This is a genomic window from Sphingobacterium zeae (assembly GCF_030818895.1).
Lineage (GTDB): Bacteria > Bacteroidota > Bacteroidia > Sphingobacteriales > Sphingobacteriaceae > Sphingobacterium > Sphingobacterium zeae.
This window is the reverse complement of the sequence record NZ_JAUTBA010000001.1, coordinates 4,429,467-4,448,694: the sequence shown is the minus strand read 5'-3', so window position 1 is coordinate 4,448,694 and position 19,228 is coordinate 4,429,467. Positions and strand designations below refer to the sequence as shown.

General features: G+C 39.3%; 25 protein-coding genes. 21 read left to right on the top strand and 4 right to left on the bottom strand.

What is annotated here, in order from left to right; genetic code table 11:
- Window positions 1-108: 108 nt before the first annotated feature.
- From QE382_RS18650 to QE382_RS18640, 3 genes are read left to right on the top strand one after another with little or no spacing between them, the layout of a single operon-like run.
- Window positions 109-2,334: a TonB-dependent receptor domain-containing protein gene (locus QE382_RS18650; RefSeq protein ID WP_307187249.1), complete on the top strand. Its 2,226-nt coding sequence runs from the start codon at window positions 109-111 to the stop codon at window positions 2,332-2,334.
- 4 nt (window positions 2,335-2,338) lie between these two features.
- Entirely contained in the window at window positions 2,339-3,409 is a 1,071-nt protein-coding gene (locus QE382_RS18645) for a sensor histidine kinase (protein ID WP_307187248.1), read from the top strand.
- A 3-nt stretch (window positions 3,410-3,412) separates the two neighbouring features.
- Window positions 3,413-4,147, top strand: coding sequence for a LytR/AlgR family response regulator transcription factor (locus QE382_RS18640; RefSeq protein ID WP_307187247.1), 735 nt, complete (start codon window positions 3,413-3,415; stop codon window positions 4,145-4,147).
- On the opposite strand, the gene QE382_RS18635 is transcribed toward QE382_RS18640, so the two are convergent.
- Window positions 4,122-4,580: a hypothetical protein gene (locus QE382_RS18635; protein WP_307187246.1), complete on the bottom strand. Its 459-nt coding sequence runs from the start codon at window positions 4,578-4,580 to the stop codon at window positions 4,122-4,124. The genes QE382_RS18640 and QE382_RS18635 overlap by 26 nt on opposite strands.
- Window positions 4,581-4,863: 283 nt before the next feature.
- Here QE382_RS18635 and QE382_RS18630 point away from each other — a divergent pair, with 283 nt between their 5' ends.
- The 17 genes from QE382_RS18630 to QE382_RS18550 all read left to right on the top strand — a co-directional run bounded on the left by QE382_RS18630 (window position 4,864) and on the right by QE382_RS18550 (window position 12,895).
- Window positions 4,864-5,388, top strand: coding sequence for a hypothetical protein (locus tag QE382_RS18630; protein WP_307187245.1), 525 nt, complete (start codon window positions 4,864-4,866; stop codon window positions 5,386-5,388).
- Between the two features lie 105 nt (window positions 5,389-5,493).
- Entirely contained in the window at window positions 5,494-5,823 is a 330-nt protein-coding gene (locus QE382_RS18625; protein WP_307187244.1) for a hypothetical protein, read from the top strand.
- A gap of 11 nt (window positions 5,824-5,834) precedes the next feature.
- The gene (locus QE382_RS18620; protein WP_293955570.1) at window positions 5,835-6,041 is read left to right on the top strand and encodes a hypothetical protein; all 207 of its coding nucleotides are present in this window, start codon (window positions 5,835-5,837) and stop codon (window positions 6,039-6,041) included.
- Window positions 6,042-6,141: 100 nt separating this feature from the next.
- Window positions 6,142-6,774, top strand: a complete 633-nt coding sequence (locus QE382_RS18615; protein ID WP_307187243.1) for a hypothetical protein — start codon at window positions 6,142-6,144, stop codon at window positions 6,772-6,774.
- The gene (locus QE382_RS18610) at window positions 6,767-7,273 is read left to right on the top strand and encodes a hypothetical protein (protein WP_307187242.1); all 507 of its coding nucleotides are present in this window, start codon (window positions 6,767-6,769) and stop codon (window positions 7,271-7,273) included. The genes QE382_RS18615 and QE382_RS18610 overlap by 8 nt, the downstream gene beginning before the upstream one ends.
- Window positions 7,274-7,301: 28 nt before the next feature.
- Entirely contained in the window at window positions 7,302-7,646 is a 345-nt protein-coding gene (locus QE382_RS18605; protein ID WP_293955567.1) for a hypothetical protein, read from the top strand.
- A gap of 331 nt (window positions 7,647-7,977) precedes the next feature.
- Window positions 7,978-8,493: a hypothetical protein gene (locus QE382_RS18600; protein WP_307187241.1), complete on the top strand. Its 516-nt coding sequence runs from the start codon at window positions 7,978-7,980 to the stop codon at window positions 8,491-8,493.
- A gap of 26 nt (window positions 8,494-8,519) precedes the next feature.
- A complete protein-coding gene (locus QE382_RS18595) occupies window positions 8,520-8,801 on the top strand; it encodes a hypothetical protein (RefSeq protein WP_307187240.1) in 282 nt (93 codons plus the stop codon).
- 148 nt (window positions 8,802-8,949) lie between these two features.
- The gene (locus QE382_RS18590; protein WP_307187239.1) at window positions 8,950-9,426 is read left to right on the top strand and encodes a hypothetical protein; all 477 of its coding nucleotides are present in this window, start codon (window positions 8,950-8,952) and stop codon (window positions 9,424-9,426) included.
- 110 nt (window positions 9,427-9,536) lie between these two features.
- Window positions 9,537-9,926: a hypothetical protein gene (locus tag QE382_RS18585; RefSeq protein WP_307187238.1), complete on the top strand. Its 390-nt coding sequence runs from the start codon at window positions 9,537-9,539 to the stop codon at window positions 9,924-9,926.
- Between the two features lie 13 nt (window positions 9,927-9,939).
- A complete protein-coding gene (locus QE382_RS18580) occupies window positions 9,940-10,134 on the top strand; it encodes a hypothetical protein (protein ID WP_307187237.1) in 195 nt (64 codons plus the stop codon).
- 112 nt (window positions 10,135-10,246) lie between these two features.
- A complete protein-coding gene (locus QE382_RS18575; RefSeq protein ID WP_307187236.1) occupies window positions 10,247-10,606 on the top strand; it encodes a DUF4304 domain-containing protein in 360 nt (119 codons plus the stop codon).
- Between the two features lie 9 nt (window positions 10,607-10,615).
- Window positions 10,616-10,852: a hypothetical protein gene (locus QE382_RS18570; RefSeq protein ID WP_307187235.1), complete on the top strand. Its 237-nt coding sequence runs from the start codon at window positions 10,616-10,618 to the stop codon at window positions 10,850-10,852.
- A gap of 292 nt (window positions 10,853-11,144) precedes the next feature.
- A complete protein-coding gene (locus tag QE382_RS18565) occupies window positions 11,145-11,552 on the top strand; it encodes a hypothetical protein (RefSeq protein ID WP_307187234.1) in 408 nt (135 codons plus the stop codon).
- A gap of 131 nt (window positions 11,553-11,683) precedes the next feature.
- On the top strand, window positions 11,684-12,109 hold the full coding sequence (locus QE382_RS18560) for a colicin D domain-containing protein (protein WP_307187233.1): 426 nt from the start codon (window positions 11,684-11,686) through the stop codon (window positions 12,107-12,109).
- Between the two features lie 98 nt (window positions 12,110-12,207).
- Window positions 12,208-12,525, top strand: a complete 318-nt coding sequence (locus QE382_RS18555; protein WP_307187232.1) for a colicin immunity domain-containing protein — start codon at window positions 12,208-12,210, stop codon at window positions 12,523-12,525.
- Window positions 12,526-12,676: 151 nt separating this feature from the next.
- Window positions 12,677-12,895, top strand: a complete 219-nt coding sequence (locus QE382_RS18550) for a hypothetical protein (RefSeq protein WP_307187231.1) — start codon at window positions 12,677-12,679, stop codon at window positions 12,893-12,895.
- A 259-nt stretch (window positions 12,896-13,154) separates the two neighbouring features.
- On the opposite strand, the gene QE382_RS18545 is transcribed toward QE382_RS18550, so the two are convergent.
- Window positions 13,155-14,321 carry a PepSY-associated TM helix domain-containing protein gene (locus QE382_RS18545; RefSeq protein ID WP_307187230.1) on the bottom strand — a complete coding sequence of 389 codons (1,167 nt, stop codon included), beginning with the start codon at window positions 14,319-14,321 and terminating at the stop codon, window positions 13,155-13,157.
- Window positions 14,322-14,323: 2 nt separating this feature from the next.
- A complete protein-coding gene (locus QE382_RS18540) occupies window positions 14,324-16,798 on the bottom strand; it encodes a TonB-dependent receptor (RefSeq protein WP_307187229.1) in 2,475 nt (824 codons plus the stop codon).
- 38 nt (window positions 16,799-16,836) lie between these two features.
- On the opposite strand from QE382_RS18540, the gene QE382_RS18535 reads away from it, so the two are divergent.
- Window positions 16,837-17,964, top strand: a complete 1,128-nt coding sequence (locus tag QE382_RS18535) for a helix-turn-helix transcriptional regulator (RefSeq protein ID WP_307187228.1) — start codon at window positions 16,837-16,839, stop codon at window positions 17,962-17,964.
- 93 nt (window positions 17,965-18,057) lie between these two features.
- On the opposite strand, the gene QE382_RS18530 is transcribed toward QE382_RS18535, so the two are convergent.
- The gene (locus QE382_RS18530; RefSeq protein ID WP_307187227.1) at window positions 18,058-19,095 is read right to left on the bottom strand and encodes a leucine-rich repeat domain-containing protein; all 1,038 of its coding nucleotides are present in this window, start codon (window positions 19,093-19,095) and stop codon (window positions 18,058-18,060) included.
- Window positions 19,096-19,228: the final 133 nt, after the last annotated feature.

Genomic DNA, 19,228 nt, shown 5'->3' with positions numbered 1-19,228 from the left:
TCGTCGTGGCTTTTTACCGTTCATCACGCAGATCTTACCGTTCGAATAAATTATTTAGGTAACCGCAATTCGGTCAATACATTCGTATCAAATCAAGAAATACGAATAATGACCACAAAATTTATTTATCTGCAGTTTGCCGCAGCGCTCTTTGCTTGCTGTGCGGCGTATGGAGAGACCAATTTTTGTTTACAGGATACAACTACCCTTAAGTCAATACGGCTGAGCGAGATTGAAGTGTCGGGGCGGGTAAATCCCCTTAAAATTGCTCCCGGCAAGCTGACTTATCAGGTCACCAAAGGGAGTGCAGGTTCTTCGGGGAGCGCGCTGGAGCTGCTGCGCAGGATGCCCGGCGTGAGTATTTTAGCAAACGGTACGATCAGTTTAAACGGGCAAGCCGGCATTCAGTTGCTGGTGGATGGAAAGACAAATTTTATGAATGGCGAAAATCTGATCAATTTTCTAGCCTCCATGCCCGCTTCATCGCTTGATGTGGTCGAACTTATTACACAGCCAGATGCTACCCTGGATGCCAACGGTGAAGCCCGGTTTATCAATCTCAAACAAGCCATTCGTAAGGCCAATGGCCTAACTGTGTCGGTAGCAAGCAATGCCGAACAGGGGAAATATAGCCGGACTTATCAAAATATCGCCGTGACCGCCAATGCGTCCAAGTGGACAACGTCACATACGTATTCGTATGGGGAAGGTACCGAATTGATTGCTGTCAATTCCACCCGGTATATCAGCCCTGGGACGGATATGGGCAGCAATGCCTTACGATTGGATATGGATGCCGTAAGAAAAAGAAAGTACCACAATCATTATTACAACGGCACGCTCGACTATACGCCCAATGACAACGTGAAAATAGGGGGTTATGTGCTGATCAACAATCATGAGCGGACCAAACAGGAAGCTGTCCGTTCTCATTTTTTTTACAGCTCTTCACAGCTAGATTCCAGCATAGCAACCGCGAATATCTTAAAGCATACTTTTAAGAATTTAAGCACAGGCGCACATGTAACGCTCCAGCTCGGTACCGGTTCCAAATGGGAGAATTATGTTGACCGGCAACAGTTTAGGCAAGCGGAAACTCAAGATCAACTGTTGGATAAATTTGGTGCTGACGGATCAGCGATGGCCTCCCAGCAGGAGCTGCGCGGTGAGACGGGGGGGAAGGTTACGATTACAACCATACAATCGAAATACCTGCTTGACATCCGACCAAATGTGGCGGCTTCCTTTGGAGGAAAATTGACGCAGGTGGACATGAATACCCGTTCATTATTTCAACAGGCAGCTGATAAGCATTGGCAAGTGCGTCCCGAGCTAAGCAATGCGTTCGGCCATGAGGAGCAGCTAAAAGCACTTTTTATGCAAACGCGGTACAACCCGTCGGACGTTTTTCAGATCGATCTGGGGCTACGTTTTGAGGATACTGCTTTTAAGAGCACCACGGCACATGAACTGGATACAGCTTTTACCGTACAAAGATCCTATAGCAACTTCTTCCCCAACCTTACCCTCACTTATGCACTGGATGCAGCGCAAAAGCTTTCGGTCAATTACCATAGGCGGGTCAACCGGCCCAATTTTAAAGACTTGAGCCCATTCGTTGAGGTAAACGACCCTTATTTGTATGAGAAAGGAAATCCGGCGTTGAAACCCGAATTTGCCAACAATATGGAGCTTACCTGGTTGTTTAAAAATTCGTATTCACTGCAGCTCCGCTATAGCCAGCGGCAAAATGCGATCAGCAAGAGCTACAACCTGGACGAACACGGGCGGACTATTGTGATGCCGATGAACCTGAAACATGCATCGGCGGTGGGGCTGCGGTTCAATGCGGCCAATATTTCTCCCCTCAAAAAGTGGACCATCCAGCTGAATGGAAACCTGATGTACAGTAGTTTTGAATGGCTTACAGGAAACGATGTGCAGCAAAATAGGCGGCTTGTCCCTTCTTTGCAAGTCCAGCATACTATCAGTCTGCCTTTTAAACTCAGTGTAGACCTCAACGGTTTCTGGAATGGCGCTACTGCCGAGGGGCAGGCTACTATTGCTTCCCTCTGGTCGATGAATACCGGAGTACGCAAAACCTTCTTGCAAGATAAATTAACTTTGTATATTTATGGCAATGACCTTTTCCGAACAAACAGGCCTCAAATAACCTTTAGCAGTGACGCTATGGAAGGCAAATACCGGGAGTTGTACGATAGCAGATCCGTGGGGATCAATCTTTCCTACCGATTACACCGCGGAAAGAAAGATAATCTAAAGAGCGTGCCTGGCAACGACCGTTTAGAAGAAGGTAACCGGATTAATTATTGATATCATGAGAGCGAGCATTGCAAAACTAAGTGTAAATCCCATACCTTATCTAGGCCCGGCGCTTTGGGGAATCGCTTCTTTCAATATTCTTCGTGTGGTGACGGATTTAACGAAGAAAAATGAGTTTTGGTCTGGCGGTGTTAAGATCCATTCGGTCGGGCTGCTCATCTCGGTGATTTTTTGTTATGTGATCACCTTCCTGTGGCGGCGGCGGCTGGGCAGAATATTTGCTGCGAAGCCTACCGTTAAAACCAATGTAGCGGTAGAGTATATGGTTGCCGTCGTACAGATAATGGGTCTATTGAATCCAACCGTATATGTGTCGGAGCGCCTCGGTTGGGTATATATGGGTGACGGTTATATTGATTATATCTTGGTCAATGCGATTTATGTGCCGCTCTTTCTGCTGTACTATATGTTTCTGCGGAACGAGCGCAGCGACAGGAATATGGCCGAAAATCGCATCTACGTTGAACAGATCAAAGCGGATAAGTTAGATACCGAATTGCAGTTGCTGAAAAGTCAATATCATCCGCATTTCCTGTTCAATGCACTCAATACCGTTTATTTTCAGATTGACGAATCCAATACAACAGCAAAAAAAAGTGTTGAGCAGCTTTCGGAACTGTTGCGCTACCAGATTTACACGATGGATGAGGAGGTCTCCATGGAGCAGGAACTTGCATTTCTGACATCGTATATAGCGTTTCAGCAGCAGCGGCTGACGGCAAGATTGCATGTGCATACCGACATTGAAAAGGATTGGACAGGTGTCCGTATCTATCCTCTACTATTTCAGCCTTTAATAGAGAATGCCTTTAAATATGTGCGAGGAGCATACGAGATTGCGATTTGCCTCAAGCGTGAAGGAACTAAAATCTATTTCAGTATTTCAAACAGTTTGTCTGGGGCAGCTGCCGATGCGTCAGCAATTCCGCGGACTGAGCGAACGGAGTCGGGGGCTGGACTTTCCAATCTGAAAAAGAGGTTGGCACTGCGCTATCCGCAGCGGCATACCTTACAAACGCGTGCCGATGGAACGTGTTTTTTGGCAGAATTAATACTAGATTTATAAGTGATGATGATGGAAATCAAATGTGCTATCTTAGACGACGAGCCTTTTGCGCGTAAGGGAATTGCATCTTATATAGCAAAAATAGATTTTTTGAAGCTCGTTGTGGAATGCGAAGATGCGATTGAATTGAGCCAATATCTGCGTTTGCATCCCCTTGATCTGATCTTTCTTGATATTGAGATGCCCGAGATTTCGGGTTTGGATTATATAGCGAGCTTAAGCAATCCGCCGAAGATTATCGTGGTGTCGGCCTACGAAAAGTATGCTTTGCGCGGGTACGAATTGGAAGTAGTCGATTATCTGTTAAAGCCTGTACCTTTTGAACGCTTCTTTAAGGCGGCCAATCGGGCATTCGATGTACTCTGCAACACTGCTCCTTCGGCAGGGGTGTTGGCAAATCCACAGGAGGCGCATATCTTTCTGAAGGTGGACAAACAATTAAAAAAGATTTTTATTCAGGATATCTTGTTTGTACAGAGTATGGGTAACTACGTGGTTGTGCATACCTCAGGTACACGTGAAGTGACCTATTGCAGCCTACAGCAAATGATAAGCATGCTGCCAGCACAGCACTTTATTGCTTGCCACCGATCCTACCTGGTCAATAAGAGTAAAATAGCAATCATAGAAGGGAATCAGTTACACGTGGGGGAATATAAAATTCCGATCGCCCGAAATTTAAGGGATGATGTGATGGCAGCGATCTTGAATATTACCGGCCGTCACCCGCCCCGATAATTTCGTCGATCTCATTACAGATCCGCTGAATGGGCTTTGTAAAGTAACTCTGTGCAAGCTGTACCCTTTTTTCTTTACCATTCTCGTGGAGATAACGTGCTATGAGGGACACATTGATAGTAATGAGACCGTATTGTTTGAGTTTGTGGATGGTAAACCCCTCTAGGCGATCGAGCGGCACAGTTACTTCCTTTCCTACAAGACCTTTACGTACACGCATTTCCCTTTTGTCCATATCGATGATAAAGTATGATCGCAGCAGGGAAATTATTAGGATGACCAAAATACCGAGCATCCACCATTTAAAAGAGGATTCGGGAAGTTTTACGAATCCCACTATCATTATAATGGAAAAAATGCCGATCAACGGCACATAGGTTCCTAGCTGGGGTTTCATTTTGTATTCGTTTCCGATTCTTTCGAAGTTTTTCATGTTTCTAGCGCTTGTTCCTGCTTACCGATATATGCAGTTTAAATTACCTAGAATTTTTCAATTATGAAAGTGTTTATTGGGGTCTAACTGTCTACTCAGGAAAGTATTGCAAGTGGAACGAGATTTGGCATCAAACGAAGACAAGAGATACATCTTGTAGATGGTAGTCAAAATGGAATAAAGGAGTTGCCTACCTTGTAAGAGCGCAACTGGTAAGTAGCGTTTCTAAAGCTCGAAATTTATTGATAAATTAACTGAAATGCACACTTAATCCTTTTACGGTATGGTAAAGTATTTATTAATAGGTAGTGTTTTCCTAGCAGTGGGATGTTCTGTTTATCGACAAGCGCCAACATTGATTTTGAAAAATAACACGAGTGGAAAAATAAAGCTTAGTGGCTATTTTTATGTTAAAAAAGATAATAATCTTTATAATTCGATAGTTCTTTACCAAAATGGTATTGTCCTCGACGGGGGCAGTTCAGAAGTAAGTGCTGGTATAAATAGTGTTGATAGCAATTTTTTAGCAACAGATAACTTCAATAATTCATATGATAGAAAAATCCCATATATATGGAGCATCTATACTATAAATCAAAATCATATCATAATTGAACGTTATAAAGTACCTGCTTTTGGTGAATCCTATCAAACTTATGTTGATGAAGGATACGTAGTAAATGAAGGACAATTTATCATAACTTCACGAAAATACATCAAAACGGGTAAGCTTGAAGCAAGGCGAGATACGTTCAATTTTAGACCATTATCAATAAAGCCGGATAGTACAAATAATTTTATTAAATAATTTAAGAACTGAAGCCATTTCTATATATGGACGAAAAACAAATTGAAAACTATGATTCATTGCATTATGCTAGATCTTACGATTCTCTGATTCGCTTGAGAGACTATGGCTTATAATAACATGACTCTCCAGGATTCATTATTTAAAATTAGTGTGAACAGTCCGTATTTTTACAAAGGTTATGTCAATGATGAGAAAAATAATGATATCTACTGGGTATTAATTCCGGTTCCAGCGGATTCTCCAACCGAATTATTGCTTCTTTCTGTGGAAAATAAACAATCGGGAGAAAGAATACTTGTTAACAACAAACCTGAAAATAAAGCGGAGATCCGTGATAGAAAAATTGCTATAGGAAACTTCAAAAATAGGGTATTGGATAATCTGGGATTGCGGTACAAACATACCGGTAACGCGATGACCAAGGTTTACTAAATAAAGGTCTTATGAACAATGAAGAATTAATTTCGTCAACTATTTTTTGGAAAAAACATCCAGAAATTGGGTATTACTATTACAATGAAGAATACGACAAGCTCATTCTATTGCGTATAAATAATTTTCCTGAAGAGCCACTTTTTACATTAATCAATGGGCTTGACATCACAGATCTGGAAGATAAACCGATTGGATGGAATTTGGAAAGGCATTAATCCAAGCATAATTATGGAAAGTTAGGACAATAAACATCGTAAGAAATAAACTTCCGTAACATAGCATTATGAAAATATGTTTAAAAATGGGCAATCAGAAATGAAAAAAACGAAACAGATTCTACATTGGTTGTTCGCCAGCATGATAAGTTGCCTGTTGCTTATATCAAGCTGCAATGGACCTGTTGTTGAAAATCAAAAGATGGACCGCGCATTTACGACAGACAGTCCTTATATTAAAGTTATCTTTGAAGATGGACTTATCCAAGATGACAAATTTAGCTTTTCAACATTTCAACAAAATATATTTGATTACGATGCTGTTGCAAAGGCCCATGATAAACTGTTAGATAGTGTCGAATGGAACAAGTTGTATAAAACGATAGTAAATGAATATCGAACTCAGGGAGATACTGTTAACCGCGAAGACAATAAAATGTACCCTTATGGAGACTATAAAATTTACCTGATTACTTCTAAAGACGATATCTTATTGATTAATAATGATAACGATTTTTTTTATAAAAGCGAAAACGGCATCGTTAAGTTTCGGGATAAGGATTTAGGGGATAAAATCAGATCGCTGATTGACTATTACAATTATTTTGAGAAGATCGACCGGATCTATTTATCCGGAAATTCAGCATTTTTGGATAAACATAAATATAAGGCCATAAAAAAAACACCAAGTCCACCATCCATGTATTATGAAGTCGACGTAAAATATGAGTAAGAACGAATGGGCTTGCGATCAGGAGTATGTTGGGATGATCAAACAAAAGTTCCAATATTATGTATTTATGTTGGTCTTTCTTATGCTGGGTTGTTACCAAGATCCTAAATTTGATAATACGGTAATGCGAGAATTTCAGCAATGTAAGACAAATAATGGATGCGTTCTGGATATGGATAAAGCCTTTGATTTTAATTGGGACACCGTCTATTATTTTAGTGGAAAGTATTCTTTAGATGAAATAAATGAAATTTTAGGTTTTGAATTGAGGAGCTATACAGATGTTGGTGCCCGATTTATTTTTGTTTGTAAGGGCAGGGATGTCTATTCTTATGAGTGGTTTCCGTCTCCTGAAAATTTGAATGAAGGTGTATATCTGCTAACAGATTTGGACTTTTTCAAGATGGATCGCCATAACGCGAAATTTAGCATTGAAAAAATTGATCATAAAATTTTGTTGAGCATTCTCCTTTTAGGAATGCAAGGGCCGAATTGTTGAAAAAAAAATAAGAACTATACTTAAGGTTATGAAATTTAAAGTTCGATTTCCAGCTCCTTATCAAGTTATCGATGTATATGATGATAACCTTGATGTCAACATTATTTTAGAGAATGATGAGGTTTATTTTGGAACATTGTTTACGTTGACTAATATCGATAAACTGATGGAGAAAAATCGTGAAATTTATTTTTGGTCTACAGATATGCTTATTGTAAAAGAGCTCTCTCGTCGGGAAATTTATGCAGCTCTCCAAGCGGTATTAAATGAAGGATGTTTTAACTCTGTTTTCAGTAAAATAGGTGTGGTCAGGGATTTTTATTCGCATTTGGAGTGGAAAGATTTTTCGGATGTAGTATCAGAGATAAAATAGTGATACATTGATTGAAATTAATGATGCAACACCCAACGCTGTTAGAGAAGCTTTCGTATTTACTTCGGGTGGTTTTGTAATATGAGTATAAAAAAAAAATTATCTGATTCAATAATGTTAGATGTTTGGAATGATAAAAAATTATACGTTTTTGAATTTGAACTTCATCGAATAGGTTTTTCAGAAGTTGAGGAGAATGTGGGCTTTGATACTATACCTGACAAAATACTTTTGAATTCAGATATGCTGAGGCTTGTATTGATGAGTATTGTTTAAATCATTTTAATTTATCAATAAATTACTTGAATCGCACACTTAATCCATTTACGGTATGGTAAGAACAATTTATTTTTATATATTTTTCTTTTTAATAGTTTCCTGTTCTGTTCGTCGGCAACTGCCGACATTGCAACTGAAAGAAAATGATAGTGAAAGACTTTTATTAAATGGGTATTATTATTCAAAATTAGATAGCGTTTTTTTTGATGTCATTTTCCTGTATAAAAACGGAATAGTCTATCAAGGCGGGAACCCTGATATCAAAGACGGTTTTAAGAATATTGATGAAACTTTTTCGAAAAGTTACATTAATGACAAAAAGACGGGATATATTTGGGGATTATATATTGTTGATGGAAATCATATTACAATAGAACGATACTTAACCCCAATCTATGCTGAAAAATATCAAACCTATGTTGATAAAGGACAGGTAGTAAATGAAAGAAAGTTTATCATAACTTCACGAAAATACATCAAAACGGGTAAGCTTGAAGCAAGACGAGATACGTTCAATTTTAGACCATTATCAATAAAGCCGGATAGTACAAATAATTTTATTAAATAATTTAAGAACTGAAGCCATTTCTATATATGGACGAAAAACAAATTGAAAGCTATGATTCATTGCATTATGCTAGATCTTACGATTCTCTGATTCGCTTGAGAGACTATAACTATAAAGTAGCTATACCCTTTGGTGGAATTGGGGCCCATAATCCAGAAATGAATACCGTGGTGAGGTATGAATCTGGATATGCATTTGAATTGACGCCTGCGAGCCTGTTGCTTCATATAATTTTGATTATTTATTTTTCGGTTAAGATGATCAAAAATTTATTTGAACTTAAAAGTAAACCTAAATATGATGGATAAATTGGCTTTTCTGAATGATTGTGCTCAAATCATACTGATATTTGTATTTACTATATATGTATGCTCAGAATTATTGATTTATAGGAGGAATAAGTTGAAAGAGCGGAAATAGTGACGTTTCGCTGGGAATGTGCTAAAACTTAAAATCATGGATATAGGATTCGAAATTATCATTTCAAAAAAAGAAAGTGATGTTCAAAATTTAAGCATTCAACAACCTTTTTTTGAATGGGGAGAGGTTGCATACCCTCAAGGTCCTGAGGAGGCGTTGTATAAATCATTTAAAATTATGAAATCAGATGTGCCAACTTTTGTATTAAACTATTTGCCAAATGAATTTAATACAGAAATTTGGGAATGCTTTACTATTAAAGAAGGTTTAAAACAAGAAATTAATGATATACAAGATGCTGGTTATAGAGATGAGTTGAATGCTCTTTTATCTCTACTTATTGAAAATACAAGTAAATGGATAGTGGTATTTCAGCCAGGATATGATGATATTGATAGTGTTGTTAACGTAGGTTGGGATACAGTTGCTAAACGTATTATTAGCGCAACGAACAAAATGGATGACGGATTTATCGCATGGAACTATCTAAATAAATATTCTAATTCGGTTTGATCACCCTAGTATTGTACAACAATTCGCTATATAAATAAAGATTAGCGAAAATGCTACATACTATAGTGCGGCTTGCATTATTCGTTAAGAGAATTCCAAAGTAAATTAATATGTCAAAATATAAATTGCAAGGTATAATATTCGTGTTTCTAATCGGGGTTTTGTTTTGTTCTTCAATACCTAATCAAGTTTCCAAAAATATCAGATTAGTTGGTCAATGGCGTGGAAAAGTAGAGGATATCTCTATGATATTTACTTTCAGACGAGATTCTGGCTTGATAGAATATCTTCCTTATAATAAGAAAGTGGCATTTAAATATCGAATTGAAAAAGATTCCATTCTTTCCATATCAAATGGTATTAACACGTCTACGCATACTATTGAATTTTTGTCTAAAGATAGATTTATATTATTACCGTATTTTAAAGTTTTCAATTCAGAAATAATCGATTTAATTGACCAGGTTGAATTTGTTAGAGAAAATTGTGACATGAAATAAATTACGGAAAAACATGAATAGACAAATAGTACAAACAGTACGATTACGGGGTAAGATTGCTTCAGGTAATTTGTTTAGAGATCAATTGGCAGACGCTCTGAGAGCTGAGGGACGTACGGTATATGCAGAAGTTTTCAAAAGTACGTCATTTGGTGGGCGTTATATGGATTTAGATGTTTGGCATAATGGGGTTAACTTGGGGGAATAGAAGCTAAGGTAGGCAGTTCTCGTTACCATTCTTTGCAAAAATTGAAAGATGCTTGGCTTAATGAAAATGGTTATCCTGTATAGTTAGAAAACCTAAAAAATGGTAAAATAAAATGGCTGTATTTAAAGAATTAAGTAAAGTATTAACCCCTATATTGAAAACAATGGGATTCAGTAAAAAGGGAAATAGCTTTTACTTGAAAGTGGGTAAGAATTATGGAGTTATAAACTTACAAAAAAGCAGGGAAAGTGAGAAAGATATAATCAAATTTACAATAAATTTTGGTGTCTATTCCGATGTTTTGGGACAATTACAATATGGCTATAATAGTTCAGCAAAACCGGGAATTGAACAATGTCATTGGGGTGCAAGAGTTGGAGAGTTTATGCCACGTAGTCCTGATTATTGGTGGTATTTCAATGCATCAGACAATTTGAGTAGCCTCACTTCTAATGTAATGGAAGCTGTTTAAAATATTGTAATGCCTGAAATAAATAAACGCTTATCTGATGAAGGATTAATAAACAGTTGGATGAATGATAGCTATGCGGGGACTACGGAAATAGGAAGGTTTAAATATCTAACTACTCTCTTAAAAGCAAAAGGGGATTTTGATACTTTAAACCAAGTCGTTGAAACATTTATGCGGCAATCAAAAGGAAAGCCCAATGCCATCAGGGCGATAGAACATCTAAAGGAGATAGAATATAGTAAGTAAAATCAAGCCCCGTTCATCGGAAGGAGCTGAAAAACTATCCATTAAAAAAGGGCTTACGAATTTTAATGTTCATAAGCCCTTCTCATTTGTTTTATTAAAAGCTTCTATCTTTAACTGCGCAAACAATAGATTCTGAAGGGGGTAACCTGCGGTTTTTAAAATTTAAGCAGCAAGAAATAAGTGATTTTGTTGCTGTTCAAGTGAATATAATGGCTTTTCTATTTTAGTTTCTTTACTAGACATCGACGAAGGGCGACGATATAGGAGTCGATTTTTTTCATACTGATTTTTTTTGAGTCAGATAACTCATATTAGAGATAATGAAGGAAATTGGAACGTTATAAAAAGTGGTCGGCAGATGCTGTCAGGAGTGCAAAGAGGGAAAGAGGTTAATTGGTTGACTATTTATAACGAATGGTTTAACGGAACTGGGCCAGAATATAGTTATTTTGAAGGTAATCACCCCTCAAACTTGAGTATTAAAGAAGATCGTCTTTATCAAAATGCCTTGAGAAAATTCAATCTAAACGGCGAATTTAAAAAAGGGATTGCTGTTAATTTTATACCAATCTTAGAGAATGAATCTGGACCGGAAGGTTACAATATGCAGATTCAAATGATGGGTAGTTTTAACGTAAGTTTCTATAAATTGGGCTCGAAAACTTTATCTCTGATACATGATTCAAAGTCTCGAACTTAATCTTATTTGCATCTACCTGTAAAAAATTATAAAAGAACAACCAAATTTTTAGATGACTATAATATAAAACGTAATATATTTACCGAAAAGGAATCAAATACTTATCAAACATATCCTTTTTTTACTAAATAATGAAGCAAACTAAAAGTTGGCTATTCTTAATGATCTTGTTTGTATTAGCTTTAGCGATCATTTATGCCAGGTTAATTACTCCATTAATGGTACTTAGCAGCCATGAAAAAGTGGCCGTACCTCATACAATACTGTTGTTCTTTGTAGCGAATACAAACGCTGCGAACAGTGGTTTTTTTGGTGCAAGGGAATTAGTTGCCGCTAAGGGGGTAGGGAATAGTAACGTTCTTTTAAATACTTCAAAGCAACTGCAAACCAAGTTTAAGCATGCAAGCGACTTTGGTGTAGTGGGTAATTATAACAAGGTAAATGCAGCAAAATTTAGCTCGGCATTAAATCAACATATTAATGGATCAGGAACGCAAATAATTCAAGGGGCATATGGGAATTCAAACAATCCTGTAACCTTTTATTTAAATCCATAAACTGGATTAAATCTTATTGCTTCTCCTTCAGGACAATTTATTAGCGGAGCTGCTTTAAGTCCTGTGCAAGTTGAAGGTGTTTTAACAAAGGGATTTCTATGGTAACAGGTATAAAACTTTTAGATAAAATAAATTTACAGAGGTACATTTATCTTATTAGCATTTTTCTGTCTAATAAAATTACGGCTTCTGTTTTTGTTGAGCATTTTCTTCAAATTAGAAGAGAGGATACTTATTGGTTGACTTCATCATTTGATGCTGAAGTCAACCATATCATGGATGAAATTTTTTTGAACATTGATGAGTATAACCCTGAAGAATTTTATGATCCCAATGATAATTTTAATATTAGCGAGAATGAGTTAAGGAAGAGGTTAGACAGCAAACTGTCTGTATTAAATATGCTTATTTCGTAATGCTGCTATGATGGGAGTGCAGGCCGCTGAATATACTTTTACAAAATCAGCTGGAAACATCAAGGCCTTATATGAATTTACCTTTAACTGTTCGAGAGATTATGTCAACTGAAAAAGGAAGTATTGATGCTACTTTTTAAGGAGGTATGAATTGAAAGTTGCAGGTAATTCAGAGGAGGGGTTTTCTTACAGGGTAAGCAAAGATGATTTGCCAATGTTTATTAATGTTCAAAGTGGGTGCCTATGTATTGGTAATCCAGAAAAGAAAGGTAATGCTGTTGAGTTTATGAATAATTGCGTTGTCGTTATTGACGATGATAAGGAATTTATATCTCTATGGCTAAAGCCTGAAACATTACCTAATATTTAATAACTCTTAAACGCCAGGCTTACAGCTTGGCGTTTTTGTTTTACATCAAAGAAATCTTGCTTGCTTTAATAAAGTGGTCAACGGTAACGAGCAGCTAATTCCTTATCCTTTTCGGGGAGTGTTGCAATATCCTGAAACCGTTTTGAGCATAGCGAGGTCTTTAAAAAGGTCGGACGGTTCGTTTTCGCACAGTAAGTAACCCTCCGTAATATCCAAAATCTTAGCGAGCCTTTTGGCAGCCTCGATAGAAGGTGTCATCTTAACTACGCTGTTTCTTCTTCTTCTTAAACTTTCTACCATACCAGATATAAAAGCCTGTTACCGGCAGGGAGGCACAGATTAAGCTGGTCACAAATGCGATCCACATGCCTGTACGCCCGGCAATTTTTCCGACATGGATATCATAGTTGGAATCGCGCCACTTCATACCCAATGTTTTATCATTTTGCAGCCGCTGGAAAGAGCACTTTTCACTACGAAGATCATAGGTATAGGTATCAGAAGCCGACCACCAAGTATTTCCTTTTTTATAGACAGTAACATTGGCTACTGAAGCATTTTGTGGGATATTGACCAAAGCACCTTCATGCGCGCCATAACTTTTCACAACATCAGACCATATCAGATCTAGCGAGGCCTCACTGGCGGCATCTATTGTATTTTCTGGAGCTTTTGGCTCTTCGTGTTTCTTATTGGGCCGCTTACCATCCAGCAACCAGTAAATACTGGTTTCCCACCATTTGAAGGACCAAACTAAACCCGTTGCCGCAATGACGATAGCAACGAAGAAAGCGTAAAAGCCAAGTACTTGGTGAAGATCGTAGTTTAGGCGTTTCCATTTAGCACTAAAATTAATCTTGAGGCGTTTAACAGCGACTTTACGGTTTTTGGGCCACCAAAGGAAAATACCCGAGAGTAACGTAATGATAAACAGCAAGACGCTGGTACCTACGATGGTGCTGCCCACATCGCGCCTCAGATATAAGAATTGATGGATCTGCCTGACAATCCAGAAGAAATTAGTTTCGACATCTATTTTACCTAAAACCTTTCCGCTGTAGGGGTCTACAAAAATACGGTCCCAATAGCGGATTTCTTTGTTGATGAATACGCCGACGATATCGTTCTTTGGACGACGCTTAAGGGCTTCAAATAGATAAATTTGTCGCTGATCATCTCTAGCAGGCACACGGATAAGGGTAATGGGATGATCGGTGACCCGCTGTGCATTTGCCTTCAAGATGGAAAGGGGAAGTGTTTTCTCGCCTTTGTGTGCCGTTACCGTCACATAACTTGGATGAAAAAGGGCAAATAGTTCCTTCTCAAATACATAAATAGCGCCTGTAATGCTCACAATAAAAACCACCAGACCGGACAATAATCCTATCCAGCGGTGTAAAAACAAGATCGTCTTTTTTAAAGTCATCCTTAAAAGGTATAGCCGAGTGTCAATAGGAAATTACGTGGTGCACCTGGGAATAGACGGATGTAATCGTAACCACCTACCCAATGGGTTTTATTGGTGATATTATTAAAGTTGGCCTGCAGCTGCACCTTACCAATGGAATAGTACAAAGCAGCATTCAATAAACTGTATGAGGGTACCGACTGGTATTGTTTAATGGAAAGGTTTCGCTTGTCTACGTAGTTGGCGCCGACGCCGATTCCCAAGCCTTTGGCTTTGCCGGAGGGAATAGAAAATCTGGTCCAGATATTCGCGGTATTCCGAGGCGCATTGGGCTTTTGTTTGTTCAGTTCTTCGTTATTCCCGCCTTTGGTAATTCTGGCGTCGTTGTAAGCATAAGAAGCGATAATACTCCAATACGGAAGGATCTGACCCTGAATGTCAAACTCGATCCCTTTGGATCTTTCCTTTCCGATTTGTTCCATCAATTCGGCATTTGCGGCGGTAGGCGCAGGGTAAAGCGTGTTCTTCTGGTTGATCTGATATATGGCTGTGCTCGCCTGTAATTTTCCATCCAACCAGGCGGTTTTTAATCCAAACTCCGTCATATCATTTTCGAGCGGATCGAATGGCCCGCCTGCATTTGGATTTGCCAGTGCCGAAGCCGTTTGTGGGTTATAGCCTTTGACGTAGGTTCCGTATAGATTAATCTGCGGATTGATGGTATATACTGCGCCAAAGCGTGGCAGAAGGACATCTTGGTGTACATTCTCGGCCTGATCTGTTTTATAATTGGCAATATCCTTGTAATTCTCATACCGTAATCCCAGCAATAATTGAAGCGGTCCCAGAGTGAGCTGATCCTGCACATACAATGCATTCAGATGATAGTAGGTAGGAGCAACTGATGTAGTGGCAGTGGATGCCGGTGCAAAAAAATATTTGCTTTCGTCCTGCAACTCTTGACTTATTAGCGGGTTGCTGAGATCAAAGCTAGATACATTGGGCACCGGATTGCCATTTTTGTCAAGTAAATAATTATTGATCATTTTAGGATCAAATTTAGCAATGCTGCCTGTATTATCTTTATTTCTGTAACCGCTCGCTGTCAGCTGCGAACCGCCCACAGGTAATACCTCCTGCGCGTAGTCATAGCCGGCAATGAGTTTGTGGGATAGCACACCTGTATTGACGTTGTAATTGAAGAAAGCGGTGATGTTATCGACAAATCGTTTTTTGTTTCGGATGAAAACCTGCCTCGCCACCATGTTCTCAATATTGGCTCCTTTGCCATCTACAGCATATGCATTGGCCGAGCGGTGTTCTGAAAGATCCTCGGCGTAGCCTGTTTTCATGTAAGATGCATTGAAACTCAATTTATCAGTGAAACGGTGATTCAATGAGGCAGTGACCATATAGGTTTGTTCGTTCAGAAAATCATTGGCCGTACTCATGGATTGGCTAATAGGCGTTGAATACAGATCACCGTTGGCAAAGACAGATTGTCCCCGGTCGAGTCTCGACTTGGAATCGTTATAGACCATATCAAAATTGATACGGGTGTTTTCTGAGGGAATAAAGGAAAACGATGGTGCCAGCACCAAGTTTTTGTCAAACTGCAGATCCCGAAAACTTTGTGCGTTTTCATAACCGATGTTGAGGCGGTAAAGCAACGTTTTATCGGATGTCATAGGCCCTGTGAAGTCCGCCAGGGCACGGAGGTTGTTGAAGCTTCCCACCGAGAACTGCAGCGATTTGCGTGCCTCGTCTAACGGCTTTTTTGTGACACGATTGACGACACCGCCGGGGCTCGCATTCCCAAATAGGGCTGACGATGGGCCTTTCAATACTTCTACCCGTTCCAGGTAATTGGCCAGCGGCTGTTTCCAGAATCCTGTTGTGGTACGCATCCCGTTGACAAGCTGGGTGTTGGACCCACCATTGATCCGAAAGCCCCGGATCGTAATATCGTCGTAAAAGGTAAACTGATTGACACCACTGAAATTTTTAACAATTTCGCCTACACGCATCAACCCTTGGTCGGCAATGAGCTCTTTAGTCGCATACGAAACTGACTGCGGGAGGTCGCGTAATTTGGTTTCGGTCTTACTGCCGATAAAGGACTGCGTGTTTCGATAGGACTTTTCTTTGCGCCCGTAAATTTCCACCGTTTGCAGCGCTTCCTCTGCACGGAACATGGGAAATGTCATGGTAAAGGGATGTGCCGGATCAATCAATATTTTCTGTTTGATCGTTTTGTAACCGATGGCATTAATTCGGATATCATAGGTTCCTTTGCTTAAGGTAGGCAATATAAATTGTCCGTGATGGTCCGTTGCGGTATGCTGGTTGGTTTTAAGTACCGTAATTGTAGCACCAGCAAGGGGAGTATTGTATTCATCCAAAACTGTTCCGTTGAATAACTGTTTTTCTTGCGCATGGCTAAGGGGGAGTTGTAAACTCCATATGGCTGCGACAAGCATAGGTATTTTTCGCATCTTATTTAAATTTAATCTTAATAAGCAGACAAAATTCGATGATTAAACTTATATTTGGCGGAGAAAAAATATGCAATTCGGGAATTTTAAAGTTTACCCTGGCTATGGATGGTTTAGAAAAAGTACTTCTCAATAATGCACATCTGCAGGAATCATGGTCTTTGGTTGAGCAAGTTGCGCGCGAAATGGCCGACACGCCGCCTCATTACGTGTTTGATATCCGCACATTTAGCAATCAGTCTTTCCAATTTCGCCAAAAGACGATGAAACAGTATTCATCACGGATGAATGTCTCCGAGATTGTCCTGCCGCAGGGTATGCATATGATGCATTCGGAACTGACATCTACAAGTGATGGCTATCTCTGTATTGATAATGCTGCACCGTATATTCATGTTTTTTTCGCGTTAAATAGTGACCGGCAGTACTACGTAGATGGTGAACTATTAGGCAGCTGTTCACCGGGGCATGTTCAAAGTTACCTGTTTGCAGCACCTCAGATTATTGGCTTATGGCATCGCCGCCCGGCAGAAAGCTTTTTTGAAATCAATATACCGATTTCTTTATTCGAATCCTATTTGCCCGTAGATAGCTCTTTTCGGCTTAAGTTGCGTAGTCTTACGGAAAAGTCACAGACGGGCATTCTCTTTGACGAGTCCAGATTGATCAGTGCGCAACAGAAGGAAATTATTGCTGAACTACTCGATACGGAGATGGACAAAGAATGGAAATCACTGTATTGTTTTGGTAAGGTTCTGGAGCTATTGGCGCGGACATTTGATCAGCAGAAGGTTAAAGGCATTGCGCTTCCAATTGATAATAACCTCAGCCCTGAAATGAAAAAACTAATGATTAAAGCAAAAGAAATAGTAGAGAGCAGATTAACAGATCCACCATCGTTAGCACAGTTGTCTGCCGAATTGGGAACGAATGAAAACTATTTAAAGAAATATTTCAAACTTTGCTACGGGACCACTATTTATGGCTATGTCACAGCGAGTAGAATGCAAAAAGCGAAGCGCTTGCTTGCAAAGGGCGATCGGCCAATAAATGAAATTTCACGCTTTTTAGGCTATAGCAATCCTGCCCATTTCTCAGCAAGCTTCAAAAAGCATTTTGGGGTGAAACCCAAATTTGTACAGCAAGCTTCTATGAATCCCTCGTAAATATCAACGTTCTTTGCTTTTGTTATTGAAGTGGTTGATAGTGAGGTTGTCTAACTATCTGTATAGAGTTTGCTTCCTTTGCTAGGATTGAACTTAGTCATTCATTTCATCATAATAAACATCGGTTTTGCTTAGGATCTGCTGTACCTGCTCATACTGCTTCTTTGTCAATCCTGTATCGTTCAAGAAGAAAAGACCGCTCCACTTGATTTTTTTTACAGAAGCCAAGAATGGTTCCCATTGAAGGGGATTATTCGTAAATGGTACATAGACCAGTTTGGGATTGTTTTGTAGGGCTGCAGGGAAGCTGGTAAACTGGTTGAATGAAAAATTGGCCTTCTCTAAATTTTTAAGGGTAGCAATAGATTTTGGTAGCGTAGTCAACCCCGCGTTTTCGATACCGATTTGTTTTAATTCGGGCAACTGCTCAAATAAATCGGGCAGATCGTTCAGCTTAGTTTCACTTTTATAATGGCCAGAAAGGGATAGGAAGTTCAGTTTGCCAAGACTAAAAATTTCTTTGGGAAAAGCGGTAAATAGATTACCATTTAACCCCAATTGTTTTAAATTCTTGAGTTGTGCAAAGGATGCAGGCAAAGTCGTCAAGGGGTTGTTGCAGTCGAACTCTTCCAGTGCTGTGAGGTTTGAAATGTTTTCCGGCAATGTGCTGAGCTCATTTTTGCTTAATGTGATTCTTTTCAGCGTGGGGTGGACAGTTTTGATCTCAGGAAAGCGAGTGATAGTCAGGTTGTTGATTTCCAATTCTTCCAACTGGCCGCCTTCATCAACCACCTTTTGTAGGATGCCGCTGTCGAGCTTCTTTCCTGAGATGGAAGAACTCAGCGATAAGGTTTGGATCTGCGAAAGATCGGTGTTCAACAGTTCTTCGAAGTTCTCCAACGTCAGTTCTTGCCCATCTGTCTTTTTGATGCGCACCTGATTGGCCGCCCGCATGGGCATGGTTATCATGCCGGCTTCCATACTTTCCGAAGTACCCGCCTGTTCGATTACTCTTTGTGCTTCGGGAATGGGGTTTACCGCTGGCGGCGGTACTTCTTTTTTCTTTTTCTTTTGTGCTGAAACGCTTAGCGTAAGTAAGGATAAGCTGAATACGATAATATATTTTTTCATGTTGGATCGACTTTGTGTTTTATGCAAATATGCATAGCTCAATAAAGCAATTATTCGACCAATTTATATCCGCATGGCGCTGGTTTATGATTCGCTCTTTTTTTTCTAACATTCGATCCGTTCTTTTGGGTGA

What these genes read in the sequence shown, in the direction of transcription:
- QE382_RS18650 (WP_307187249.1), top strand. Translation starts at nt 109, where the DNA reads ATGACCACAAAATTTATTTATCTGCAGTTTGCCGCAGCGCTCTTTGCT.
- QE382_RS18645 (WP_307187248.1), top strand. Translation starts at nt 2,339, where the DNA reads ATGAGAGCGAGCATTGCAAAACTAAGTGTAAATCCCATACCTTATCTA.
- QE382_RS18640 (WP_307187247.1), top strand. Translation starts at nt 3,413, where the DNA reads ATGATGATGGAAATCAAATGTGCTATCTTAGACGACGAGCCTTTTGCG.
- QE382_RS18635 (WP_307187246.1), bottom strand. Translation starts at nt 4,580, where the DNA reads ATGAAAAACTTCGAAAGAATCGGAAACGAATACAAAATGAAACCCCAG.
- QE382_RS18630 (WP_307187245.1), top strand. Translation starts at nt 4,864, where the DNA reads ATGGTAAAGTATTTATTAATAGGTAGTGTTTTCCTAGCAGTGGGATGT.
- QE382_RS18625 (WP_307187244.1), top strand. Translation starts at nt 5,494, where the DNA reads ATGGCTTATAATAACATGACTCTCCAGGATTCATTATTTAAAATTAGT.
- QE382_RS18620 (WP_293955570.1), top strand. Translation starts at nt 5,835, where the DNA reads ATGAACAATGAAGAATTAATTTCGTCAACTATTTTTTGGAAAAAACAT.
- QE382_RS18615 (WP_307187243.1), top strand. Translation starts at nt 6,142, where the DNA reads ATGAAAAAAACGAAACAGATTCTACATTGGTTGTTCGCCAGCATGATA.
- QE382_RS18610 (WP_307187242.1), top strand. Translation starts at nt 6,767, where the DNA reads ATGAGTAAGAACGAATGGGCTTGCGATCAGGAGTATGTTGGGATGATC.
- QE382_RS18605 (WP_293955567.1), top strand. Translation starts at nt 7,302, where the DNA reads ATGAAATTTAAAGTTCGATTTCCAGCTCCTTATCAAGTTATCGATGTA.
- QE382_RS18600 (WP_307187241.1), top strand. Translation starts at nt 7,978, where the DNA reads ATGGTAAGAACAATTTATTTTTATATATTTTTCTTTTTAATAGTTTCC.
- QE382_RS18595 (WP_307187240.1), top strand. Translation starts at nt 8,520, where the DNA reads ATGGACGAAAAACAAATTGAAAGCTATGATTCATTGCATTATGCTAGA.
- QE382_RS18590 (WP_307187239.1), top strand. Translation starts at nt 8,950, where the DNA reads ATGGATATAGGATTCGAAATTATCATTTCAAAAAAAGAAAGTGATGTT.
- QE382_RS18585 (WP_307187238.1), top strand. Translation starts at nt 9,537, where the DNA reads ATGTCAAAATATAAATTGCAAGGTATAATATTCGTGTTTCTAATCGGG.
- QE382_RS18580 (WP_307187237.1), top strand. Translation starts at nt 9,940, where the DNA reads ATGAATAGACAAATAGTACAAACAGTACGATTACGGGGTAAGATTGCT.
- QE382_RS18575 (WP_307187236.1), top strand. Translation starts at nt 10,247, where the DNA reads ATGGCTGTATTTAAAGAATTAAGTAAAGTATTAACCCCTATATTGAAA.
- QE382_RS18570 (WP_307187235.1), top strand. Translation starts at nt 10,616, where the DNA reads ATGCCTGAAATAAATAAACGCTTATCTGATGAAGGATTAATAAACAGT.
- QE382_RS18560 (WP_307187233.1), top strand. Translation starts at nt 11,684, where the DNA reads ATGAAGCAAACTAAAAGTTGGCTATTCTTAATGATCTTGTTTGTATTA.
- QE382_RS18555 (WP_307187232.1), top strand. Translation starts at nt 12,208, where the DNA reads ATGGTAACAGGTATAAAACTTTTAGATAAAATAAATTTACAGAGGTAC.
- QE382_RS18545 (WP_307187230.1), bottom strand. Translation starts at nt 14,321, where the DNA reads ATGACTTTAAAAAAGACGATCTTGTTTTTACACCGCTGGATAGGATTA.
- QE382_RS18540 (WP_307187229.1), bottom strand. Translation starts at nt 16,798, where the DNA reads ATGCGAAAAATACCTATGCTTGTCGCAGCCATATGGAGTTTACAACTC.
- QE382_RS18535 (WP_307187228.1), top strand. Translation starts at nt 16,837, where the DNA reads ATGATTAAACTTATATTTGGCGGAGAAAAAATATGCAATTCGGGAATT.
- QE382_RS18530 (WP_307187227.1), bottom strand. Translation starts at nt 19,095, where the DNA reads ATGAAAAAATATATTATCGTATTCAGCTTATCCTTACTTACGCTAAGC.